General features: G+C 42.0%; 20 protein-coding genes. 19 read left to right on the top strand and 1 reads right to left on the bottom strand.

Annotation, left to right across the window (positions count from 1 at the left end):
* Positions 1–220 precede the first annotated feature (220 nt).
* From HCK02_RS04535 to HCK02_RS04590, 12 genes are all read left to right on the top strand, one after another.
* Complete coding sequence (locus HCK02_RS04535) at positions 221–439, top strand: hypothetical protein (protein WP_167628930.1); 219 nt, start codon at positions 221–223, stop codon at positions 437–439.
* A 185-nt stretch (positions 440–624) separates the two neighbouring features.
* On the top strand, positions 625–855 hold the full coding sequence (locus HCK02_RS04540; RefSeq protein ID WP_115752794.1) for a YkuJ family protein: 231 nt from the start codon (positions 625–627) through the stop codon (positions 853–855).
* A gap of 174 nt (positions 856–1029) precedes the next feature.
* Positions 1030–1482: a cyclic-di-AMP-binding protein CbpB gene (cbpB, locus tag HCK02_RS04545; protein ID WP_167628931.1), complete on the top strand. Its 453-nt coding sequence runs from the start codon at positions 1030–1032 to the stop codon at positions 1480–1482.
* Complete coding sequence (gene ccpC / locus HCK02_RS04550; protein WP_115752792.1) at positions 1479–2357, top strand: transcriptional regulator CcpC; 879 nt, start codon at positions 1479–1481, stop codon at positions 2355–2357. The genes cbpB and ccpC overlap by 4 nt, the downstream gene beginning before the upstream one ends.
* 45 nt (positions 2358–2402) lie before the next feature.
* Positions 2403–3113, top strand: coding sequence for a 2,3,4,5-tetrahydropyridine-2,6-dicarboxylate N-acetyltransferase (gene dapD, locus HCK02_RS04555; RefSeq protein ID WP_167628932.1), 711 nt, complete (start codon positions 2403–2405; stop codon positions 3111–3113).
* Between the two features lie 70 nt (positions 3114–3183).
* On the top strand, positions 3184–4296 hold the full coding sequence (locus HCK02_RS04560) for an N-acetyldiaminopimelate deacetylase (protein WP_167628933.1): 1113 nt from the start codon (positions 3184–3186) through the stop codon (positions 4294–4296).
* A 29-nt stretch (positions 4297–4325) separates the two neighbouring features.
* A complete protein-coding gene (locus HCK02_RS04565; protein WP_167628934.1) occupies positions 4326–4970 on the top strand; it encodes a response regulator in 645 nt (214 codons plus the stop codon).
* On the top strand, positions 4967–6088 hold the full coding sequence (locus tag HCK02_RS04570; RefSeq protein ID WP_167628935.1) for a sensor histidine kinase: 1122 nt from the start codon (positions 4967–4969) through the stop codon (positions 6086–6088). The genes HCK02_RS04565 and HCK02_RS04570 overlap by 4 nt, the downstream gene beginning before the upstream one ends.
* A gap of 99 nt (positions 6089–6187) precedes the next feature.
* Positions 6188–7129: an ABC transporter ATP-binding protein gene (locus HCK02_RS04575; RefSeq protein WP_167628936.1), complete on the top strand. Its 942-nt coding sequence runs from the start codon at positions 6188–6190 to the stop codon at positions 7127–7129.
* 14 nt (positions 7130–7143) lie between these two features.
* Entirely contained in the window at positions 7144–8244 is a 1101-nt protein-coding gene (locus tag HCK02_RS04580) for an ABC transporter permease (RefSeq protein ID WP_167628937.1), read from the top strand.
* A 4-nt stretch (positions 8245–8248) separates the two neighbouring features.
* On the top strand, positions 8249–9394 hold the full coding sequence (locus tag HCK02_RS04585; protein ID WP_167628938.1) for an ABC transporter permease: 1146 nt from the start codon (positions 8249–8251) through the stop codon (positions 9392–9394).
* An 82-nt stretch (positions 9395–9476) separates the two neighbouring features.
* Positions 9477–10292 (top strand): acyltransferase, encoded by an 816-nt coding sequence (locus HCK02_RS04590; RefSeq protein ID WP_167628939.1) that lies wholly within the window; start codon positions 9477–9479, stop codon positions 10290–10292.
* Between the two features lie 36 nt (positions 10293–10328).
* Here the strand turns inward: HCK02_RS04590 and HCK02_RS04595 are convergent, their stop codons facing one another.
* Positions 10329–12038, bottom strand: coding sequence for an Rqc2 family fibronectin-binding protein (locus HCK02_RS04595; protein ID WP_167628940.1), 1710 nt, complete (start codon positions 12036–12038; stop codon positions 10329–10331).
* A 132-nt stretch (positions 12039–12170) separates the two neighbouring features.
* On the opposite strand from HCK02_RS04595, the gene HCK02_RS04600 reads away from it, so the two are divergent.
* The 7 genes from HCK02_RS04600 to rsmB all read left to right on the top strand — a co-directional run bounded on the left by HCK02_RS04600 (position 12171) and on the right by rsmB (position 19895).
* A complete protein-coding gene (locus HCK02_RS04600; protein WP_167628941.1) occupies positions 12171–13046 on the top strand; it encodes a YicC/YloC family endoribonuclease in 876 nt (291 codons plus the stop codon).
* A 24-nt stretch (positions 13047–13070) separates the two neighbouring features.
* Entirely contained in the window at positions 13071–13685 is a 615-nt protein-coding gene (gene gmk / locus HCK02_RS04605) for a guanylate kinase (RefSeq protein ID WP_167628942.1), read from the top strand.
* Between the two features lie 4 nt (positions 13686–13689).
* Entirely contained in the window at positions 13690–13893 is a 204-nt protein-coding gene (gene rpoZ, locus HCK02_RS04610) for a DNA-directed RNA polymerase subunit omega (RefSeq protein ID WP_115753733.1), read from the top strand.
* 128 nt (positions 13894–14021) lie between these two features.
* The gene (gene coaBC / locus HCK02_RS04615) at positions 14022–15224 is read left to right on the top strand and encodes a bifunctional phosphopantothenoylcysteine decarboxylase/phosphopantothenate--cysteine ligase CoaBC (RefSeq protein ID WP_167628943.1); all 1203 of its coding nucleotides are present in this window, start codon (positions 14022–14024) and stop codon (positions 15222–15224) included.
* Positions 15225–17618, top strand: a complete 2394-nt coding sequence (gene priA / locus HCK02_RS04620) for a primosomal protein N' (RefSeq protein WP_167628944.1) — start codon at positions 15225–15227, stop codon at positions 17616–17618.
* 9 nt (positions 17619–17627) lie between these two features.
* Complete coding sequence (gene fmt / locus HCK02_RS04625) at positions 17628–18569, top strand: methionyl-tRNA formyltransferase (RefSeq protein ID WP_167628945.1); 942 nt, start codon at positions 17628–17630, stop codon at positions 18567–18569.
* Positions 18570–19895, top strand: coding sequence for a 16S rRNA (cytosine(967)-C(5))-methyltransferase RsmB (rsmB, locus tag HCK02_RS04630; RefSeq protein ID WP_167628946.1), 1326 nt, complete (start codon positions 18570–18572; stop codon positions 19893–19895). It begins immediately after the preceding gene.
* Positions 19896–19915 lie beyond the last annotated feature (20 nt).

Here is a 19915-nt window from a genome sequence, read left to right on the forward strand (position 1 = left end):
TTTTTCCATTTTTATAGAAAAAAACGCCCATCCCTCTTCTTTCTCATGGAGGGATGGGCGTTTTTCGACAGTCTGAGGGACTTAAATTGAAAAAGTCCCTCTTTTTGTTTTGAAAAAAAGTTGCATATTTCGTTTGTTTCCCGTAAAATGAGGACTATAATAATTGAGAATCGTTTTCAATCACTGGTCGCTCAAAATGTAAGGGGAAGGAGTTTGGCGTATGTCAAAGGCTGAAAACTATGAAATGATGTTTTTCCCAACACGAGAAGGATTGCTAAAAGTACATGCTTATGGTTTTAATCCGTGTGGTTCATGGGGAGAGGTATTTGTGACTCTCGGATCTGAAACAATTTGTGTGAAAGGTTTTAATCGCAAAAAGACCATCATGCGAGCTGTTAAATTAAGACTCCAATCTGTTGAAAATGAAAAAACAGATTAATCATATAAAAACCGCCTTGATTTTCAGGGTGGTTTTCCTTTGTTTTAAGTAGTTAAAAAAAAATATTGCGTTAAATTTTAAAAGAATACTTGCTTATTGGGTGTGATTTGCGCTAAAATTTGATAGTATTATTATGAAGTGGATGAGGAAAACTCATCGGGTGGATTTTGAGAGGAGAATGCGTTATGTCTCAGTTAAAAGGAATTATTCAACGGTTGGAGGCTATGCAGAACGACGACGCTGCTGAAACACAATCGAGACGATTTGAAAAAGAAGGAAAGGTTATTTGTGAGGTTAAATATTTCGAGCCTTCCCAGTCTTTTGAAGTCGAAATTCACGATTCAAACAGTAAGTATAATTTTGATGATATTGATATGACAGCAATTGAAATTTTCGAAGCTTTACAAGAAAATTAAGCAGAAACAACTAGAACAGATTCTTCTGTTCTAGTATTTTTTTGCCCAAAAAATGGTTTATTTGGGAGGCAATCATGGCGTGACTATGGTAAAATGAAAGCGAATGTTTAAGTGGAAGCGTTTGAAGGAAAAGAAAAAAGATTCAAGACAATACTTGAGAAGAGGAAAGATAAAATGATTTCAAATCAATTTGGATTTTTTATAAAAAATCAACTTGAAGAAAATATGATCTCTGCCGAAAAGGTTGCTCACGTACAGCTTGGAAATAATTTAGAACATGCGCTTTTAGTTTTAACAAAATGTGGTTACTCTGTGATCCCTGTTTTGGATTATAATTTTAAACTTTATGGCTTAATTAGTGCAGCGATGATTACGGAAGCCATTTTAGGACTTGAAAAAATTGAATTTGAACGGCTAGAAACATTAAAAGTGGAAGACGTTATGCAAACTGATATTCCAGTCGTAAAAGAAAACTTTGATGCGGAACGTGTGGTTAGCATGCTTGTGGATGCACCCTTTATTAGTGTCGTGAATGAGGAGCAAGAATTTCAAGGGATACTCACGCGTCGTGTGATTTTAAAGCAAGTGAACAGGTTTATTCATTCTAAGGTGGAGGACAAAACATGATTGTAACAGAATATGAATTGCTCGTTTGCTTGGCTGATGAGCTTAATATGCGAAAAAGTGCCGAAAAGCTTTTCCTTAGCCAGCCCGCTCTCTCGCAGCGCTTGCAAACGATTGAAAGTCGCTGGAATACCAAGATTTTTGTTCGTACGCAGAAGGGACTTTTGCTGACGCCAGAAGGAGAAGCAATCGTGAAGCATGCAGCAAGTGTCATTGAAAGAGAACGGGAAATCCAAGAAAATTTAGAAGCGATGGAAGGTGTGGTTCGCGGAACGCTTCGAATTGCTTGCGCGAGCGTTGTGGCCCAGTCTTTTTTACCGCGTGTCTTGAAGGAATTCTCGGCGCGTTACCCGAAAGTGCGGATTTCACTGCAAACAGGTTGGAGTAGCGAAGTTCACCAACTTCTTGCCCAAGGTGTGGTTCATTTTGGAATTGTCCGCGGGGCTACGAACTGGAAGAGTGTCCGCAAGCCTTTATTTAAGGACAAACTTGTTTTGGTAGATCAAGAAATTGAGCGGATTGAAGAGGTTTTTGAGTCAGAGCGGCCATTTATTCAGTTTAGAAGTGATTCAAACTATTATCAGGTCATTCAAGATTATTGGCAACGGAATTTTGGGAAAATGCCGAAACAAGCGATGTTTGTCGATCAAATGGAAACGTCACGACAAATGGCGTTAAATGGAATTGGCTTTGCGATTTTACCGGAAATTACGCTTTTAGGGGATACGGAAGGCATTCATGAGATTCCGCTTGTTGAAAAAGATGGGTCTGTGCTCGGGCGGGAAACGACATTGCTTGCTTATGAACAGTCGCTCGCTCTTCCGCAAGTGGATGCTTTTATGAAAGTGATGAATGAATACCTTGCAACTCATCTGTAGCTATGGCAAACTTAAAGGAAGATGAATTTTTAGGAGGATTAGTTAATGGAACAAATGGATGCGCATCAAATTATTTCGTTTATTCAACATAGTGAAAAAAGCACGCCTGTTAAGGTTTACTTGAAAGGGAATCTTTCAAAGATTGATTTTCCGGAAGGCGTTCAAACTTTTATCAATAATGAAGTGGGGACTATTTTTGGGGAATGGGCTGTTATTGAACCACTTCTAGAAAAATATCAAGCTGAGATTAGGGATTCAGTGATTGAAAATGATCGCAGAAATTCAGCGATTCCGATGCTTGATCTTAAAAAAGTGAATGCGCGGATCGAACCGGGGGCCATCATTCGTGACCAAGTAACGATTCATGACAATGCAGTCGTGATGATGGGCGCTTCGATCAATATTGGATCTGTGATCGGTGAAGGCACAATGATTGATATGAACGTTGTACTTGGTGGCCGGGCAACGGTTGGCAAAAATTGTCACATTGGAGCAGGTTCTGTACTTGCGGGCGTGATTGAGCCACCATCGGCTAATCCTGTTGTGATTGAAGACGATGTTGTGATTGGTGCAAACGTTGTAGTATTGGAAGGCGTTCGCGTTGGGAAAGGAGCTGTCGTTGCTGCTGGCGCAATTGTTACAAAAGATGTTGAGCCAGGAACGGTTGTTGCAGGTATCCCGGCACGCGTACTTAAGGAACTGGATGCAAAAACGGCATCGAAAACAGAAATCATGCAAGGTTTGCGTCAATTATAAGAGAAAAGTGGCTGGATTTGGCGTACTAAGGTCAAATCCGGCTTTTTTTATGAAAAGGAGCTGATAAGCGATGGATCCATTTATTGAGATTAGAAGAAAACTGCATACAATTCCAGAAACGGGCTTTGAGGAAGTGGAAACACAGCGCTTCTTGCTCGATTTTATTGAAAACTTAAATGACGATTTTCTGGAACTGAGGACTTGGCGGACGGGGATTTTGGTTCGACTTCGCGGTACGATAGGCGAGAAGACGATTGGCTACCGAACGGACATGGATGCTCTTCCGATTAAAGAAGAAACGGGTTTGCCGTTTGCTTCTAAGCACGATGGTAAGATGCATGCTTGTGGACATGATTTTCATATGAGCATTGCGCTCGGTGTGCTCGCTTTTTTTGCTGAAAATCAACCGAAGAATCATTTGGTTTTTATTTTCCAGCCAGCAGAGGAAGGTCCTGGTGGGGCGAAGCCGCTTCTTGAAAGCGCTGAATTTGAAGACTTTCGCCCAGACGAAATTTATGCACTTCACATCGCGCCAGAGTATAAAGTTGGACAAATTGCAACAAGGGAAGGGCTCTTGTTTGCCAACACAGCTGAACTTTTCATTTCGTTTAAGGGACTATCTGGGCACGCGGCTTATCCGCATCTAGCGAATGATATGGTGGTTGCGGCTAGCCAGTTTGTTGGGCAAATTCAAACGATTATCAGCCGGAATGTTGATCCGATGGACGCGGCAGTGATCACGGTCGGGAAAATCACAGGCGGCGATGTGCAAAATGTAATCGCAGGAACGGCGCTATTAGAAGGGACGATCCGCACGGCGAAGAAAGAAACGATGGAGCTGATTTGGACGCGACTTAAAGCGCTCGCGCGTGGCATGGAGGAAGCTTTTCAATGTGAAGTGGAATTTTTGCCAGGTTCAGCTTATTTGGAAGTTTATAATCACGCGGCTGAAACGAAGCGGTTTGTGGAATTTGTAGAACAGGAATTTCCGGATGCTTACGTGGAAGCGAAAGCTGCGATGACGGGGGAAGATTTTGGTTATTTTCTGGATGAAATTCCGGGGATGATGTTTTGGCTTGGCGTTGATTCGCCGTACGGTTTGCATCATGCGAAACTAAATCCGAAAGAAGAAGCGATTCCGTTTGCGATTTCTGTTTTGACGGAATTTTTAGCGAAGTCTTAGACAACAAGCTGACCGGGGAGGTACAGTAGATGATTACAGTGCTACTTGCAGATGATAATTCTTTTATCACTGGTGGAATGGAAATTATTTTAAATATGGAAGCCGATATAGAAGTTGTTGCGACAGTTAAAAACGGGCAAGAAGCGGTGGATTTTTGCTTGGAACATCCCATTGATGTGGCTTTATTCGATATTCGAATGCCTGAAATGGATGGCGTTCTTGCAACGAAGCTTGTAACGGAGCAAACGAAGACTAAAGTGATTATGCTCACAACGTTTGATGATGATGCTTATATTTTTGAAGCGATTCAAGATGGGGCTAAAGGATATTTGCTTAAAAATAATGATCCAAAAGAAATCATTCAAGCGATTCGAAGTGTTTTTAAGGGGAAAAGTATTATTCAAGATGAAATCTGGAATAAAATTCGCGAAACCGGTTTTCAAAGTAAGCCGCAACATACAGATTTGGATCAATTTGATTTGACGCCGCGTGAAAAAGATATTTTAGTAGCGGTCGCAAGTGGCTATTCGAACCGGAAAATTGCGGAGCACCTTTATATTTCAGAAGGAACTGTTGCAAACAATATCTCTGCTTTACTGAGCAAGCTCGAGCTTGAACACAGGACGCAACTAGCCATTCTTTATTTTACAGGAGAAAAAGGCGGAATGTTATGAGAACCTATAAATTGATTTTTGACGGTTTTTCTGGGCTCGCTGTTTTACTGCTTTCTTTTTATTTACGAGTTTCAAGCGAAAAAATGGCTTTGTATTTGTTTTTTGTCTTGCTTTATTTGACACTTTTAATTTGTATTGAAACCTTTAGTCGCTACGAGCTTTTATTTAAATTAGGGCTACTAATCATGCTGATCTTGAGTTTTCCACTTGATTTGACTTATTATTGCTTGCTTTTTCCGTCCATGTTAGTCACGCTTTTAAAGCCAGACCAAACAAGTTTTTCTTGGAACTCGCTTGTTTTTCCGTGTGCTTTAGGGATTTTGCCACTGATTTTAGAACGCAATGATTGGTTTCAACTAATGTATACCTTTTTTCTTATAGGAACAGTATTTATCCAGTTTTTACTAATTAAAATGACAGTTTTACTTGCAAAGAAAGAGCAAGAGGCCGAACGCTTGCGGATCCAAACAGGGAAACTGCGAGAGCGGCTCGATCAACTAGAAGCGCAAAAGATGGAAGACAAATATTTGATTCAACTAGAAGAACGAAATGCACTTTCACACCGGATTCATGATGAATTAGGGCATTCGCTTTCAGGGGGATTGATTCAACTAGAAGCTGCCAAATTGGTGCTTCAAAAAGACGTTCAAAAGGCAGAAGAACTATTAACCAATGCCATTCAAATTAATCAAGCGGGGATTGAATCAATCAAGCAAACACTGAAGGAAATGAAGCCACCGCAAGAAAGTTTGGGGATAACAAGGCTCAAACAGGAACTTAAGCAATTTGAAATGGAGTATCAAATTCGTTCGTTTTTCGGGGCGCGTGGAGTACTTGAGAAAATTAGCCCAGCCATTTGGTATTGTTTACAGCAAAACTTGACGGAAGGATTAACGAATATCTTGAAACATGCAAAACCCTCGAAAGTTTCCGTCCAGTTAGTCGTTTTAAATAAGTTTATTCGTTTCGAAATCCAAAATGATGGAAAAACGCCTGAACAATTTACTAAAAGTCTTGGATTAGTGGGAATGGAAGAGCGAGCTGCAAAACTTGGGGGCTCGGTTACTTTTCGCGCTAAAAATGGTTTTTTAGTGACTACTGTCATTCCCATACAATAAATCGTGAGAAATTCACGGTAAAGAAGTGAGAAATTGCACTGTTGGCAACTCTCACTTTTTTTTATAATAAAAGAAATGAACGCGAGGAGAGAAAAACGAATGAAAATTGTGGAAATGAAAGATGTGACTAAAAAATTTGACCAAGTCGTAGCAACCGATCAACTTTCACTTTCGATTGAGAGAGGGCAGATTTTTGGATTGCTTGGACCAAACGGGGCAGGAAAAAGTACCGCCATTAACATGTTATGTGGCTTAATCAAAAAAACGACAGGTGAAATTGATTTGTTTGGCGAGCCGCTTAAAAGCGAAGCGCTTGACATCAAAAAGAAAATTGGGCTGGTTCCGCAAGACTTGGCTATCTATCAGGAGCTAACGGCACTTGAAAATGTGAAGTTTTTCGCGGGATTATACGGTTTTCGTGGTGCTGAATTAATCGAAAAAAGCAAGGAAGCGCTCCGGTTTGTCGGATTGCTTGATAAAGAAAATATCCGCCCCGATAAATTTTCAGGGGGAATGAAGCGGCGCCTTAATATTGCTTGTGCGATCGCTCATACGCCTGAATTAGTGGTGATGGATGAACCAACAGTGGGGATCGATCCCCAGTCGCGCAACTATATTTTAGAGTCTATCCGCGAGTTAAATAAAAAAGGCACGACGATTATTTATACGAGCCATTATATGGAAGAAGTGGAAGAAATTTGTGATTACATTGCGATCATGGACCACGGCAAAGTGATTGCAGAGGGCACAGAGCAGGAACTTGTTAGCCTTGTTACAGATATCAAAGAAGTGAATATCGTGGTTTCTGAACAAATGGATGGGATAAAAGAAACGATCAAAGGAATTAAAGGCGTGGAGCAAGTGAACTGGACAGGTACGAGCACTTTGAATATTATCGCTAAAAATGAAACGAATGTGTTAAATAGCGTTTTGTCCTTACTGCTTGAAAGAAAACTTGAGATTTTGGAAGTGAATCAAGAAAAAATTAACTTAGAAACAGTTTTCTTGAATTTAACAGGTCGAAATTTGCGGGATGAATAAGAGGAGGAAATCAAATGATTTTTCACAATTTGAAAAAACAAATCAAGTTAACTTTACGTGATAAAAATTATTTTATTTTTACACTTATTTTTCCGGTCGCTTTGATCTTTGTTCTTGGAAATTTGCTTTCGGGTTCCTTTAATCAAGATACTTCGGCTCATTTGCGAGTTGCTTACATGCAAGATGGTTCAAGTCAGCTCGGACAAGCATTTGAACAGTTTGCGAAAGCTGCGGGATCCAAAAACGTTACTTTTACAGCAGTGAAAAATGAAGCAACTGGAAAAGAGAAAGTACAAAAAGGAAAAGCCACAGCTTTTGTCAGTATGAAAAATGAAGAGTTAACGGTTGCAACAAACTATCCAGATACCATCGAAAAAGGCATGCTAGACAGCTATATCGGAGCTTTTTCATCCGAGTATAGTTTTATAAAAGGAACGGTAAACATTGACCCGACTCAAATTGAAAAAGCGGCAGAGCGTGTCAAACTTCCAAAAGGGGCAATTACAACGGAAAAAGCTTCGACAAGCGATAATGTTTCATCATTTGAGTATTATGCAATTGCCATGATCAGTATGACGATGATGATGGGACTCGTTTACGGAATCAATAGTTATCGCGCTGAAAAATTGCGAAATACGATAGTTCGTTTAGAAACGGCACCTGTTAGAAAAACACAAATTTTGTTTGGTAACTTTTTTGGAGAATTAGCAGTGCAAGTACTCGCTTTAATCATTTTGATGCTCGTTTCTCAATTTGTGTTTGGCGTCCAGTGGGGTGAATACGGCATCTTTATTTTTGCTGTCTTTCTAAGCTTAGGCATTTTTTCAGTCTTTCTTGGGATGGCGCTTGATATCTTTAGCAATGGGAATCCGGCCATTGCCGGAGCTTCAATGATCGTTGTGAACATTTTTGCCTTTATTGGCGGCGCTTATTTTCCGATGATTTCGCCAACGATCCAGAAGCTTTCTCCCATCGGCTGGGCGAATATCAGCAGTCGAGAAATTCTTTATAATCATGATTTAAGCGCCATGACTATTCCAATTACGATGAACCTCGGCATGACGCTAATTCTCTTGTTGCTTGTGTTGTTTGTTCAAAAAAGAAGGAGGGCCTGAGAAGATGAGACAAACCGGGTGGATTTTTAAGCATAACTTGGAGATATTAAAAAAATCCAAAGTAAGACTTTTATTATTAGTCGGTCTTCCCATCATAAGCATTCTTATTTATTTTTTTGCTTATGGTTCGAGCCTTGGAAGTGAGACGATTAAAATAGGCGTTGCGAATCAAGATGAAGGCCCCTACACAACAGCACTTGTGAAGCTTTTAAAAGCTGAAAAGAACATCTCCGTGACAGAAGTTTCAAAAGCGCAAGGCGAAAAAGAACTACTAGGCGGTCAAAAAAATGCGCTCATAGTGATGGAAAAAGGCGCAAACACCTCGATTCAGCAAGAAAAACCATCTCACTTTAAGGTGAAGGCGCTACAAAGTGAGGACACTGCCAAATCCATTGAGCGAATGCTTGCAACTCAACTAGAAAAGCTGGTTAAAATTGAACGAATCAGTGATGGGAAAGACTTTAACAAAAGTTTCGCGGCTTACGAAGCGGAACAATTAACCGTAAAAAATGTGAATCTCTCGAGTAAAAGTGAAATAGATAAAAGCATGTCTGCGCAAATCATCGGCTTCTTTTGTATGATGCTTCTTTACGCAGCAGGAAGCCTCGGGGAACTGCTTTTAAAAGAAAGAGAAGAAGGGACGTTTTATCGTTTGATGTCAACGCCTGTAAGCAGCAAGCAATACATTTTGGGCACAGCATTATTTTCACTGGTGACTTTACTCGCTGAAATTTTGATTTGTTTACTGGCGATGCGCTTTGTGTTTCAAATCAATTCAGGCACTTCGCTAGTATCGCTCTTTGCTGTCTTAGCTCTTTTTGCTGTTTTTGCGATCTCCATTTCGCTTGCCTTTGGCTTTATTTTTAAAAGCAGACGGAGCTTGTCAGCCGTTCAAACTACAATTTTTACGATTTCAACATTGCTTTCAGGAGCGCTTATCCCCATCCAGATCATGCCAAACTTCATGCAAAGAATTGCGGAATTCATGCCGCAATTTTGGGTCATGGACGCGGTGAGCAAATTGCAACAAGAAGTAGAATTCTTTGGACTTAGTCTTAACATACTGGTATTACTAGGATACACGCTTTTCTTCCTAAGCTTAGCTGCTTATCGCTACACGCGAAATAGTGAAATTAAATCCTTCATTTGACCGAAGGAATTATCGTTTCGATGCGCTTTAAAAAATGATATGATAAAAGCATAAATCAGAAGCGATAAAGGTAGGGATAATCTTGGAAGTAGTGGAAAGTTATCAAGATGCCACAAGTGTTCAATCGAATACGATTCACTTGAATCAAACAAAGGACAGTTGTTTCTTAAATAGCAGCATTCGCTTTAAAGGGACGGGCAATCTACTTTTTGTAGAAGACGGAGCCAAAATCAAGGATACCAAACTGCTTTTTGCAGGAAATAATTCTGTGATTTACCTCGGGCGATCAGCTTGGCCTTATCAACTGGAAGCCGATCTTCACCATGACAATGTGCTTCATTTTGGTCGAGATAATTCTTTTAGCGGACAAACGCGGATTATTCTTTCGGAGCAAAAACATTTATTCGTAGGCGATGATAATATGTTTTCCTACGATGTGCTGTTCCGGAATGCCGATCCACATTTGATTTATGATATGGAAACGAAGAAACGACTGAACCCCAGCCAAAGCATTTTTATCGGCGATCACGTTTGGATTGGACAAGAAGTGAAGTTTTTAAAAGGAACGAAAATTGGATCAGGTGCGATCGCGGCAGGGTTTGCGGTTTTGACGAAGAAGTTTCCCTCCAATGCGAGCGTGGGCGGAAATCCTGCGAAAGTGCTGAAGCGCAATTTGTTTTGGACGAGGCCAGCCGTTCATGCTTTTAAAGAACAAGAAACCCGAAATGCTCTTTTTCAAGAAACGGATGATTTTAGCTTCAAACGGGCTGCGGATACCTTTTCGTTTGCCAAGCTAGATGCCGAACTTGATGCACGCAAAACCCCACAAGACCGGCTTACTTTCTTGAAGCAACTTGCCGAAACAAAAACCAAAAATCGGTTTTTCATCGGGAAATAAAAATCCCCTGCCGCAACATTTGCGGCAGGGGATTTTTCAGACTTCACGAAGTTTCAGCACCGTATCCTCATCGGGCGTTGTAAAGTAAGTCGTTTGATTATCATAAATGACATATCCAGGTTTAGAACCATTCGGCTTCTTAACATTTTTAATCAGTGTGGCATCGACCGGAACGCTTCCTGAAAGCCGTGCTTTCGAGTAGAAAGCCGCGATCATCGCCGCTTCCTCGATCGAAGTTTCATCCGGATCAGTCGACTGGATGACAACATGTGAGCCGGGCAAGTCTTTCACGTGGAACCAGAGCTCATGGTTCCGCGCTAGTTTATTCGTTAAATACTCATTTTGCTTGTTGTTTTTCCCCACCAAGATCGAAAGTCCCGTTGAAGAACGGTATTTGTCGAGTTTTGGCGCAGCATTTTTCTTTTTCGACTGTTTGACCTTTTTCAGTCGCAAGTAGCCTTCCTCCGCCAGTTCTTGCCGAATTTCTTCAACATCTTCAGGCTCGGCTGTCTCTAACTGTGACAAAATTTCGTCGAGATAAGCATTTTCTTCATTGGTTTGCTTGATTTGCTCGTTCACATGAGAAACCGAATTTCGAAGTTTTTGGTAACGCGTGAAGTAGCGTTGCGCATTTTGTGATGGTGAAAGCTGAATATCAAGCGGAATCACGATGTCCGGCAGCTCTTCTTCGTAAAAGTTTTGAACCGTCACATCTTTCATCCCTTTTTTGACGAGATGCAGATTGCTTGTAAGCAGTTCGCCCATGATCCGGTAACGATCTGCTTTTTCCGAGTCTTCAAGCGTTTGTTCCAACTTTTTCAGCTTTAAATCGTTTTTTGCTTTTTCCGTTGAAAGCATCCGCTCAAGATCGTGCCCCATTTGATGAACGCGGTCACGTCGTGCTTTGCCACTATAAAAATGGTCGAGTAGCGCGCTTAACGAAGGGAAAGCTTGGCTGTCTGAAACAGAAGTGAGCGGCATAAAATAGTAATCGCTTTTTCCAGCTCGAGTAAATTGAATTGGAGAAGCTTTTTCCCCCAAGAATCGGTTGGTTTCGGCTAGAACACTTGAAAAGACTTGAAATAAATCGCCCATTTCCCGGTAGCGAAGCTCGATTTCCCCCGCGAGAAGTGGACTAAATCCAGCGAACTTTCCAACCAGCTGCTTGGAAAGATTCGCATCTAAATCAAAACTTTCCGACTCAAAATCTTCACGTGTCACTTCGAACGGATCTTTCTTGTCGCCTGTCGGAGGGAGCTTGTACGGAACACCAGGAAGCAAGGTCCGGTAGCTATTTTGAGCTGGCGAAAGGTGCTTAATGCAATCAATGATGGTTTTTTTCTCGCGGTCAACAAGTGTAATATTACTGTGCCGTCCCATAATTTCGATATAGAGATCTAGATAACGCTTTTCACCGATATCATCTTTACTTAAAATTTCAAAGATGAGAATTCGTTCGTTTGGAATTTGCTTGATGTTCTGAATAATAGCTCCTTCTAAATGTTTGCGGAGCAACATGCAAAACATGGGCGGTTCTGCCGGATTTTGCGGGATATCGCTTGTCCACTGAAGCCTTGCGTAGCTTGGGTGGGCAGAAATAAGAAGCCGCTTATTTTCGCGGTTTTTCCGAATATAAAGAATCAGTTCATGCGGAAATGGTTGGTGAATTTTCATGATTCGGCCACTTTCGGCATTTTCGCTGATTTCTTGAGTGATTGATTTTAAGAACATTGCATCAAAAGCCATTGTTTTTTCTTCCTTTACCAAAGTAGTCTTATTCTATTGTAGCATAAAATCGTTCACTTCACGTTTAACTAGGATTTCAGCGGTAGTTTTGCTATAATAATGGAGTGAAAAAGGATTGAGGTGGCGAAATAAATGGTCAAAAGTATGACAGGATTCGGACGTGCTTCAAAAGAAACAGAAGATTTCAAAGTAACGATTGAGTTAAAAGCAGTGAACCATCGCTATTTAGAAACGGTCTTCAGACTTCCAAGGCAATTTCATCATTTAGAGGCTTCACTAAAAAAAGTGATTACGCAAAAAGTGAAGCGAGGCAGGCTAGAATGCTTTTTTTCTTTTGAAGGAGCAAAAGTGGCTGAAAAGCACCTTGCTGTAGACTGGGAATTACTTGACCACTATGTTCGCTTTTTGAGACAAGCTAAGGAGCGCTATGCGATCCAAGAAGAAGTGGATTTGGAAGCGCTCCTCGCTGATCCAGCGTTTTTAACGGTCAGTGAATCGAGCGAAGCTGATCCCGAGCTTCCTGCCCTCATCACGTCAGTTCTAGAGAAAGCAGTGACTCGGCTAGATGATATGCGAGCTGAGGAGGGGGCGGAACTCGCGCTTTACTTTAAGGAGCATTTGGTGAAGCTTGAGCGTTTGCTTGAATCGGTGAAAGAGGCGATTCCTGAGACGGAAAAAGCGTATCGTGAAAAACTAGAAGATCGGCTAACTAAATTAGTTGGCGCAGATTTTGATGAGAAACTTGTGCTGAGTGAGCTTGCCCTTTTGCTAGAAAAAGCGGATATCAATGAAGAAATTGAAAGATTTGCTAGCCATTTGAAGCAATTTTATAGTATACTTACGCAGGAAGGCGCGATTGGGAGAAAACTTGATTTTTTGATTCAAGAAATGAACCGAGAAGTCAATACGATGGGTTCAAAGGCGATGTCGCTTTCAATCACGCAATGTGTTGTGGAAATGAAAACAACACTTGAAAAAATCCGCGAACAAGTTCAAAATGTGGAATAGATGAAGAAATGAGGGAAACAAAGCATGGCAGAAAGAGGTCTGTTGATCGTTCTTTCGGGTCCGAGTGGTGTCGGAAAAGGCACGGTTCGCGAAGCGATTTTTAAAGATCCGGAGACAAAATTTGAATATTCGATTTCGATGACAACAAGAACGCCACGTGAAGGGGAAAAAGAAGGCGTCGATTATTACTTTAGAAACCGCGAACAGTTTGAGGCGGCGATCGAAGAAGGTCGCATGCTTGAATATGCGGAATATGTCGGTAATTATTACGGCACGCCGCTTGATTACGTCGAAGAAAAACTTGCAAGTGGTGTTGATATTTTTCTTGAAATTGAAATTAAAGGCGCCATGCAAGTGAAAAAACGTATGCCCGAAGGAATCTTCATCTTTCTTACGCCACCTGACCTTGCGGAACTTAAGAACCGTTTGATTGGTCGAGGAACGGAACCACTTGAAGTCATTAACGAGCGTATGGAAACGGCTCGTGCTGAGATTGAAATGATGGCTTCGTATGATTATGCTGTTGTTAATGATGTTGTGAGTGAAGCGGTACGCAAAATTAAAGGTATCGTTGAAACGGAACATTTAAAAACGGAACGGGTACTTCACCGTTACCAAAATATGCTGGAGGGGTTTTAAAATGATGTTATATCCATCAATTGATAATTTGCTTTTAAAGATTGATTCCAAATACTCGCTTGTAACGGTTTCTGCAAGCCGTGCTCGCGAAATGCAAGCGACAAATGATCCGGGTGTACTACCAAGTTATGAGTCACATAAATATGTGGGCAAAGCGCTCGAAGAAATTTATGCTGGCAAACTGGTTTTAGATGACCACGAAGTATAAAAACAAAACTCCGCATGTAAATGTTGCATGTGGAGTTTTCCTTTATTTTTAAGGAATTTTGTTTCGTTTTTCTTTGGCTGAATCATGTTATAATAACAGTAAACTTTTGAGCTGTAGAGGTGAAAATCATGAACGGAAAAAATATTTTACTAGCAGTGTCTGGTGGCATTGCCGTTTATAAAGCAGTTGCATTAACGAGTAAACTTACGCAAGCGGGGGCAAATGTCAAAGTGATGATGACCCGTCACGCACAGGAATTTGTTCCGCCACTTTCTTTTCAAGTCCTATCCAAAAATAATGTCTATACGGATACCTTTGATGAAAAGGATTCTTCCGTTGTGGCGCATATTGATTTAGCGGACTGGGCGGACCTTATGATCGTTGCCCCAGCAACCGCGAATCTCATTGGGAAAATGGCAAATGGAATCGCCGATGATATGGTCACAACAACGCTTCTTGCAACGGAAGCTCCTGTTTGGGTAGCACCTGCCATGAACGTACACATGATCAAACATCCGGCTGTCGTTCGTAATATTGAGCGTCTATACCGAGACGGGGTGCGCTTTATTGAGCCAGAAGAAGGCTACCTCGCATGTGGCTACGTCGGAAGAGGTCGACTTGAGGAACCGGAAAAAATCGTTCAACACATCAACCACTTTTTTCAAGAAGAAGAGAAAAGTTTATTTGGCAAGCGAATTTTAGTGACCGCTGGCGCAACTCGCGAAAAAATCGATCCCGTGCGTTATTTAACGAATCGTTCGAGTGGGAAAATGGGCTTTCAAGTAGCTGAGCAAGCTGCACTGCGCGGGGCTCATGTAACGGTTGTGACGGCTGTAAAGGACCCACTGCTACCAAGTCAAGTTGAAGTAGTTGCCGTTCATTCCGCAGAAGACATGTATCAAGCGGTGATGGAGCGAGCAGATAAACAAGATGCTTTTGTGATGGCAGCGGCCGTTGCGGATTATACGCCAGCTCACGTATTCGATCAAAAAATGAAAAAAACACCTGGCGATCAAACCTTCGAAATGAAGCGAACAAAAGATATTTTGGCTGAAGTAGGGCAAACGAAGCGAGCAGATCAAGTGGTGATCGGTTTTGCTGCTGAAACGGAAAACGTAGCAGAAAATGCGCTTCGCAAGTTAGAAGCGAAAAAAGCGGATTACATTGTGGCGAATGATGTCTCACGTGAAGGAGCTGGCTTTGAAGGAGATACGAATATCGTGACGATTTACGGAGCAGACGGAAGCGAGGAAGCTTTGCCCCTACTAGAAAAACGTGAGGTTGCTGAAAAAATCACGGAAAAATTGGCAAGAAAATTGGGGCGTGCTTAGATGAGCCAAGTAGCAAAAGTCATCGTCGACGTTCCGGCTAGACAAGTTGATCGTCCGTTTGACTACTTGATCCCAGCTGAGCTTTCAGAAATTATTCAAGTGGGGACGCGCGTTTCTGTACCTTTCGGTTGCCGAAAGGTACAGGGCTTTGTTGTTGCGATCCAATCGGAAGCTGATACAGATAAATTAAAAGCAATTGATGCCGCGATGGATATTTTGCCTGTGCTCAATCAGGAACTGCTTGAGCTTGGTGACTGGATCGCTACTGAAACGCTGTCTTTCCGAGTATCGGTTTACCAAGCCATGCTTCCTGCGGCACTACGCGCCAAATATGAGAAATATTTTATTCGGCTTGATGAAAGCGACGAAGAGCTTGAAGCGTTATTTGAAGGGGCAGAAACACTCGATTTCAAAAAGGCCGAACAAAGCGAATTGCTTCCTGCGCTAAAACGTTACTTACATGACGGTGAAATCGAAATCGCTTATCAAGTAAAAAATAAAGCAGTAAAGAAAAAAGCAAAAGTAGTGGAGCGGCTTGCAAGTGTCGCAAAGATTGATGAAGTGATCGCGGATCTTCCTAAAAATGCCAAAGCCAAAGCGCGTGTTCTTCTTTTCCTTGCCGAGCAAAAAAATCCGCGTTTACCGCTTGCTGAGCTTCGAGAAAAAACAAATGCTTCAGCGAGTACGATTACAGGCCTTGAAAAAGATGGTTTTATTCAAATTACAGAACAAATTGTGGCTCGTGATCCTTATAAAGGGAGAACGTTTGAACAAAGTGAGCCGCTTTCACTGATGCCAGCTCAGCAACAAGCACTGGATGCGATTTTGGAAGCTGAAAGTGCTGAAACCTTTTTGCTACATGGGGTAACTGGAAGTGGAAAGACTGAAATTTATTTGCAATCCATCGCTCAGGTGCTTGAACGTGGAAAAGAAGCGATTGTGCTTGTCCCAGAAATTTCACTTACACCGCAAATGGTCGAGCGGTTTAAGAGTCGTTTTGGCGAAGAAGTCGCTGTTTTGCATAGTGCGCTTTCCCACGGTGAAAAGTACGATGAGTGGCGTAAAATCGAACGAGGAGAAGCGAAAGTTGCAGTTGGTGCGCGTTCGGCGATTTTTGCGCCATTTGAAAATATTGGGATCATCATTATTGATGAAGAACATGAATCAAGTTATAAGCAAGAAGAAAATCCGCGCTATCATGCTCGTGATGTGGCGATTTGGCGGGCGGAGCGTTATGGTTGTCCCGTTGTACTTGGCAGTGCAACACCATCGCTTGAATCTTTCGCCCGTGCGAAGAAAAATGTTTATACGCTACTTGAACTGCCAGAACGCATCAACCAACAAGTTTTACCTCAAGTAGAAGTGGTCGACATGCGAGAAGAATTGCGAAGTGAAAATCGGACAGAGTTTTCAGTAGATCTGCTTGAGAAAATAAAAGCGCGTATCGAGAAAAAAGAACAGGTTGTGCTTTTGCTCAATAAGCGTGGATACGCATCGTTTGTGATGTGCCGGGATTGCGGTTTTGTGATGGAATGCCCGAACTGTGATATTTCCCTTACGTATCACCAAGCCGGAAACCGAATGAAGTGTCACTATTGTGGTCATGAAGAACAAGTTCCTTCAAATTGTCCCTCTTGCGGAAGTGAACATATTCGCTATTTCGGAACAGGGACACAAAAAATTGAAGAGAGTCTAACCAAACTTATTCCAGAAGCGAGAATTATTCGCATGGATGTTGACACCACACGCACGAAGGGAGCCCATGAAAAACTGTTAACACGCTTTAAAAATCAAGAAGCGGATATTTTACTAGGAACGCAGATGATTGCAAAGGGGCTTGATTTCCCGAATATTACACTAGTGGGTGTCTTAAATGCGGATACAATGCTGTTTTTGCCAGATTTTAGGGCTGCAGAACGAACTTTTCAATTGTTAACACAAGTAAGTGGACGAGCTGGCAGGCATGAGCTTCCCGGAGAAGTTGTGGTTCAAAGTTATGCACCTGAACACTATAGCATTCAGTTTGCAAAAGAACATGATTACTTAGGGTTTTATCAACACGAGATGCGGATGCGAAAACGCGGGGCTTATCCGCCTTTTTATTATCTCACGTTGATCAGTGTGAGCGATCAAAATGAGCGAAAAGCGATTCAAACGATCCAAGAAATGAGTCGTTATCTACAAACGAAACTAAGTGGGGGATCATTGATACTTGGACCAGTTCCGAGCACGATCAGCCGTATCAATAATAAATATCGCTATCAATGTATGATTAAATATAAAGTAGAACCTGAACTAAAAAAAGAATTAAAAACACTGCTCGATCATTATCAAAAAGAACAGGCTAAAGGACTCACGATTTCAATTGATGTTCAGCCGTATGTTTTAATGTAGGAGGTCAAAATGAAACGAATCATTTTTATGGGAACGCCAGACTTTGCAGTCCCCGTTCTTGAACAGTTGGCAAATAAATATGAGGTGGTAGCAGTTGTCTCACAGCCCGATCGACCAGTTGGGCGAAAACGCGTTTTAACCCCGCCACCTGTGAAGAAAAAAGCAGAAGAATTAGGACTTCCTGTTTTCCAACCTGAAAAGTTACGTCAATCTGAAGAGCTGGAAACACTTATTGGCTTAGAAGCGGACTTGCTTGTTACTGCGGCTTACGGTCAAATTTTACCTAAGCGCTTACTTGAAGCAGAAAAATACGGCGCAATTAATGTTCATGCTTCTCTTCTTCCAGCTTACAGAGGTGGTGCGCCGATTCACTATGCGGTGATGAACGGGGAGAAAGAAACGGGCGTTACGATTATGTATATGGTCGAACAGCTCGATGCTGGAGATATGATTGCACAGCGGAAAGTTCCGATCACGGATCAAGATGATACCGGCTCGATGTTTCAAAAGCTTTCTGAAGTGGGTGCAACACTTCTAATGGAAACTTTACCAGCTTTTTTTGCTGGCGAATTCACGGCTATCCCGCAACAAGAATCCGAGGTGAGTTATGCACGCAATATTACGCGTGACCAAGAAAAAATTGATTGGAACAAATCCGCACGCGATGTTTTCAATCAAATCCGCGGACTTTCTCCTTTTCCAACAGCGTATACTACACTCGAAGGAAAGCCTTTCAAAATTTTGAAGGCACATCTTTCAGAGCAAACGGAAACCCTTGAACCGGGCAGTTTTGTTCTTCTTTCAAAAGCCTCATTTGGGATTGTTTGTGGTGACGGAGGAGTGCTTGCGCCAGACGTGATTCAGCCGGCAGGGAAACCTAAGATGGAAACGGCAGCATTTATGCAAGGAGCTGGAAGGCAGATTGCCGAAGAAACGAGGTTTGGTGAATAGATGAAAAAAACAACGCGTGAACTAGCGCTTGACTTGCTTTTGAAAATTGAAAAACAAGGTTCTTATAGCCATTTGTTGATTAACGAAACGCTAAAAAAATATTCGCTCAAGCGGGAAGACAAAGCACTACTGACGGAGCTTGTGTACGGAACGCTACAACGGCAGATTACGTTGGATTATTTTTTAGAACCTTTACTCAAGAAAAAACCGGAAGATTGGGTGCAGATGCTTTTAAGGCTTTCAGTTTATCAACTTGAATTCCTTGATAAGATTCCAGAACACGCTGTTTTGCATGAAGCTGGTGAAATTGCGAAACGAAAAGGGCATGCTGGGGTTACGAATTTCGTGAATGGCGTTTTGCGGAACCTACTTCGAAGTGGCGTGCGAAATCCTGATGCGATTCAAGATCCTGCGAAAAAGCTTGCGGTGAAAGGAAGTTTGCCTGACTTTTTAGCAAGACGCTGGATCGAACAATTTGGTGCCGCGCAAGCGGAGGAGCTTGCGGCCGCTTTTCTTGTTCCGCCCCACCAAACGGTACGGGTGAATGAAACGGAGACGACTCGTAAGGCTCTTCTTGCGGAGCTTCAAAAAGAAGGAATTGAGGCGGAAGCTTCTCCTGAAATTGCGGAAGCGATTCGAATTAAACATGGCAGCGTTGCAGATACGGCGGCTTTTCGTACGGGTAAGTGCACGATTCAAGACGAAAGTTCAATGCTTGTGGCTTATGCGCTTGAACTTTCGGATGATTTGAATGTGCTCGATGCTTGTGCGGCACCTGGTGGGAAAACGACCCATATTGCTGAGAAAATGCACGGTACTGGAACGGTGACGGCGCTTGATATTCATCGCCACAAAACGAAATTAATTGAACAAGCAGCGGACAGGCTTAGTCTTTTAAATATTCGCGCGCATGAGTTAGATGCTAGAAAAGCGGGTGAAGAGTTCGAAACGGCTAGTTTTGATCGTGTGCTCGTGGATGCGCCGTGTTCTGGGTTTGGCGTGTTGCGCCGGAAACCAGATATTAAATATAGCAAGCAAGAAGAAGACATCGTTAGGCTTTCTAAAATTCAACTGGCTATTTTAGATGAAGTTAGCCAACTGGTTAAAGAAAATGGTATATTAGTTTATAGTACTTGTACGATTGACCATGAAGAAAATCGTGGGGTAGTTACAGCCTTTTTGGAGAAGCATCCAGAGTTTGAGCAGCTTTCTGTTGCTGTACCAGAAACACTAAGGCACTTGAAAACGGGCGATGACTTGCAAATTTTACCAACTGATTTTGGAAGCGATGGTTTTTACGTTTCTAGTTTCAAAAGGCGTCCTTAAGAATGGAGAGAAAAGCAGAT

It is taken from the genome of Listeria valentina, assembly GCF_011800755.1.
GTDB lineage: Bacteria > Bacillota > Bacilli > Lactobacillales > Listeriaceae > Listeria > Listeria valentina.

What these genes read in the sequence shown, in the direction of transcription:
- rpoZ (WP_115753733.1), top strand. Translation starts at nt 13,690, where the DNA reads ATGTTATATCCATCAATTGATAATTTGCTTTTAAAGATTGATTCCAAA.
- priA (WP_167628944.1), top strand. Translation starts at nt 15,225, where the DNA reads ATGAGCCAAGTAGCAAAAGTCATCGTCGACGTTCCGGCTAGACAAGTT.
- HCK02_RS04575 (WP_167628936.1), top strand. Translation starts at nt 6,188, where the DNA reads ATGAAAATTGTGGAAATGAAAGATGTGACTAAAAAATTTGACCAAGTC.
- coaBC (WP_167628943.1), top strand. Translation starts at nt 14,022, where the DNA reads ATGAACGGAAAAAATATTTTACTAGCAGTGTCTGGTGGCATTGCCGTT.
- HCK02_RS04565 (WP_167628934.1), top strand. Translation starts at nt 4,326, where the DNA reads ATGATTACAGTGCTACTTGCAGATGATAATTCTTTTATCACTGGTGGA.
- cbpB (WP_167628931.1), top strand. Translation starts at nt 1,030, where the DNA reads ATGATTTCAAATCAATTTGGATTTTTTATAAAAAATCAACTTGAAGAA.
- HCK02_RS04540 (WP_115752794.1), top strand. Translation starts at nt 625, where the DNA reads ATGTCTCAGTTAAAAGGAATTATTCAACGGTTGGAGGCTATGCAGAAC.
- rsmB (WP_167628946.1), top strand. Translation starts at nt 18,570, where the DNA reads ATGAAAAAAACAACGCGTGAACTAGCGCTTGACTTGCTTTTGAAAATT.
- dapD (WP_167628932.1), top strand. Translation starts at nt 2,403, where the DNA reads ATGGAACAAATGGATGCGCATCAAATTATTTCGTTTATTCAACATAGT.
- HCK02_RS04560 (WP_167628933.1), top strand. Translation starts at nt 3,184, where the DNA reads ATGGATCCATTTATTGAGATTAGAAGAAAACTGCATACAATTCCAGAA.
- ccpC (WP_115752792.1), top strand. Translation starts at nt 1,479, where the DNA reads ATGATTGTAACAGAATATGAATTGCTCGTTTGCTTGGCTGATGAGCTT.
- gmk (WP_167628942.1), top strand. Translation starts at nt 13,071, where the DNA reads ATGGCAGAAAGAGGTCTGTTGATCGTTCTTTCGGGTCCGAGTGGTGTC.
- HCK02_RS04600 (WP_167628941.1), top strand. Translation starts at nt 12,171, where the DNA reads ATGGTCAAAAGTATGACAGGATTCGGACGTGCTTCAAAAGAAACAGAA.
- HCK02_RS04535 (WP_167628930.1), top strand. Translation starts at nt 221, where the DNA reads ATGTCAAAGGCTGAAAACTATGAAATGATGTTTTTCCCAACACGAGAA.
- fmt (WP_167628945.1), top strand. Translation starts at nt 17,628, where the DNA reads ATGAAACGAATCATTTTTATGGGAACGCCAGACTTTGCAGTCCCCGTT.
- HCK02_RS04580 (WP_167628937.1), top strand. Translation starts at nt 7,144, where the DNA reads ATGATTTTTCACAATTTGAAAAAACAAATCAAGTTAACTTTACGTGAT.
- HCK02_RS04595 (WP_167628940.1), bottom strand. Translation starts at nt 12,038, where the DNA reads ATGGCTTTTGATGCAATGTTCTTAAAATCAATCACTCAAGAAATCAGC.
- HCK02_RS04570 (WP_167628935.1), top strand. Translation starts at nt 4,967, where the DNA reads ATGAGAACCTATAAATTGATTTTTGACGGTTTTTCTGGGCTCGCTGTT.
- HCK02_RS04585 (WP_167628938.1), top strand. Translation starts at nt 8,249, where the DNA reads ATGAGACAAACCGGGTGGATTTTTAAGCATAACTTGGAGATATTAAAA.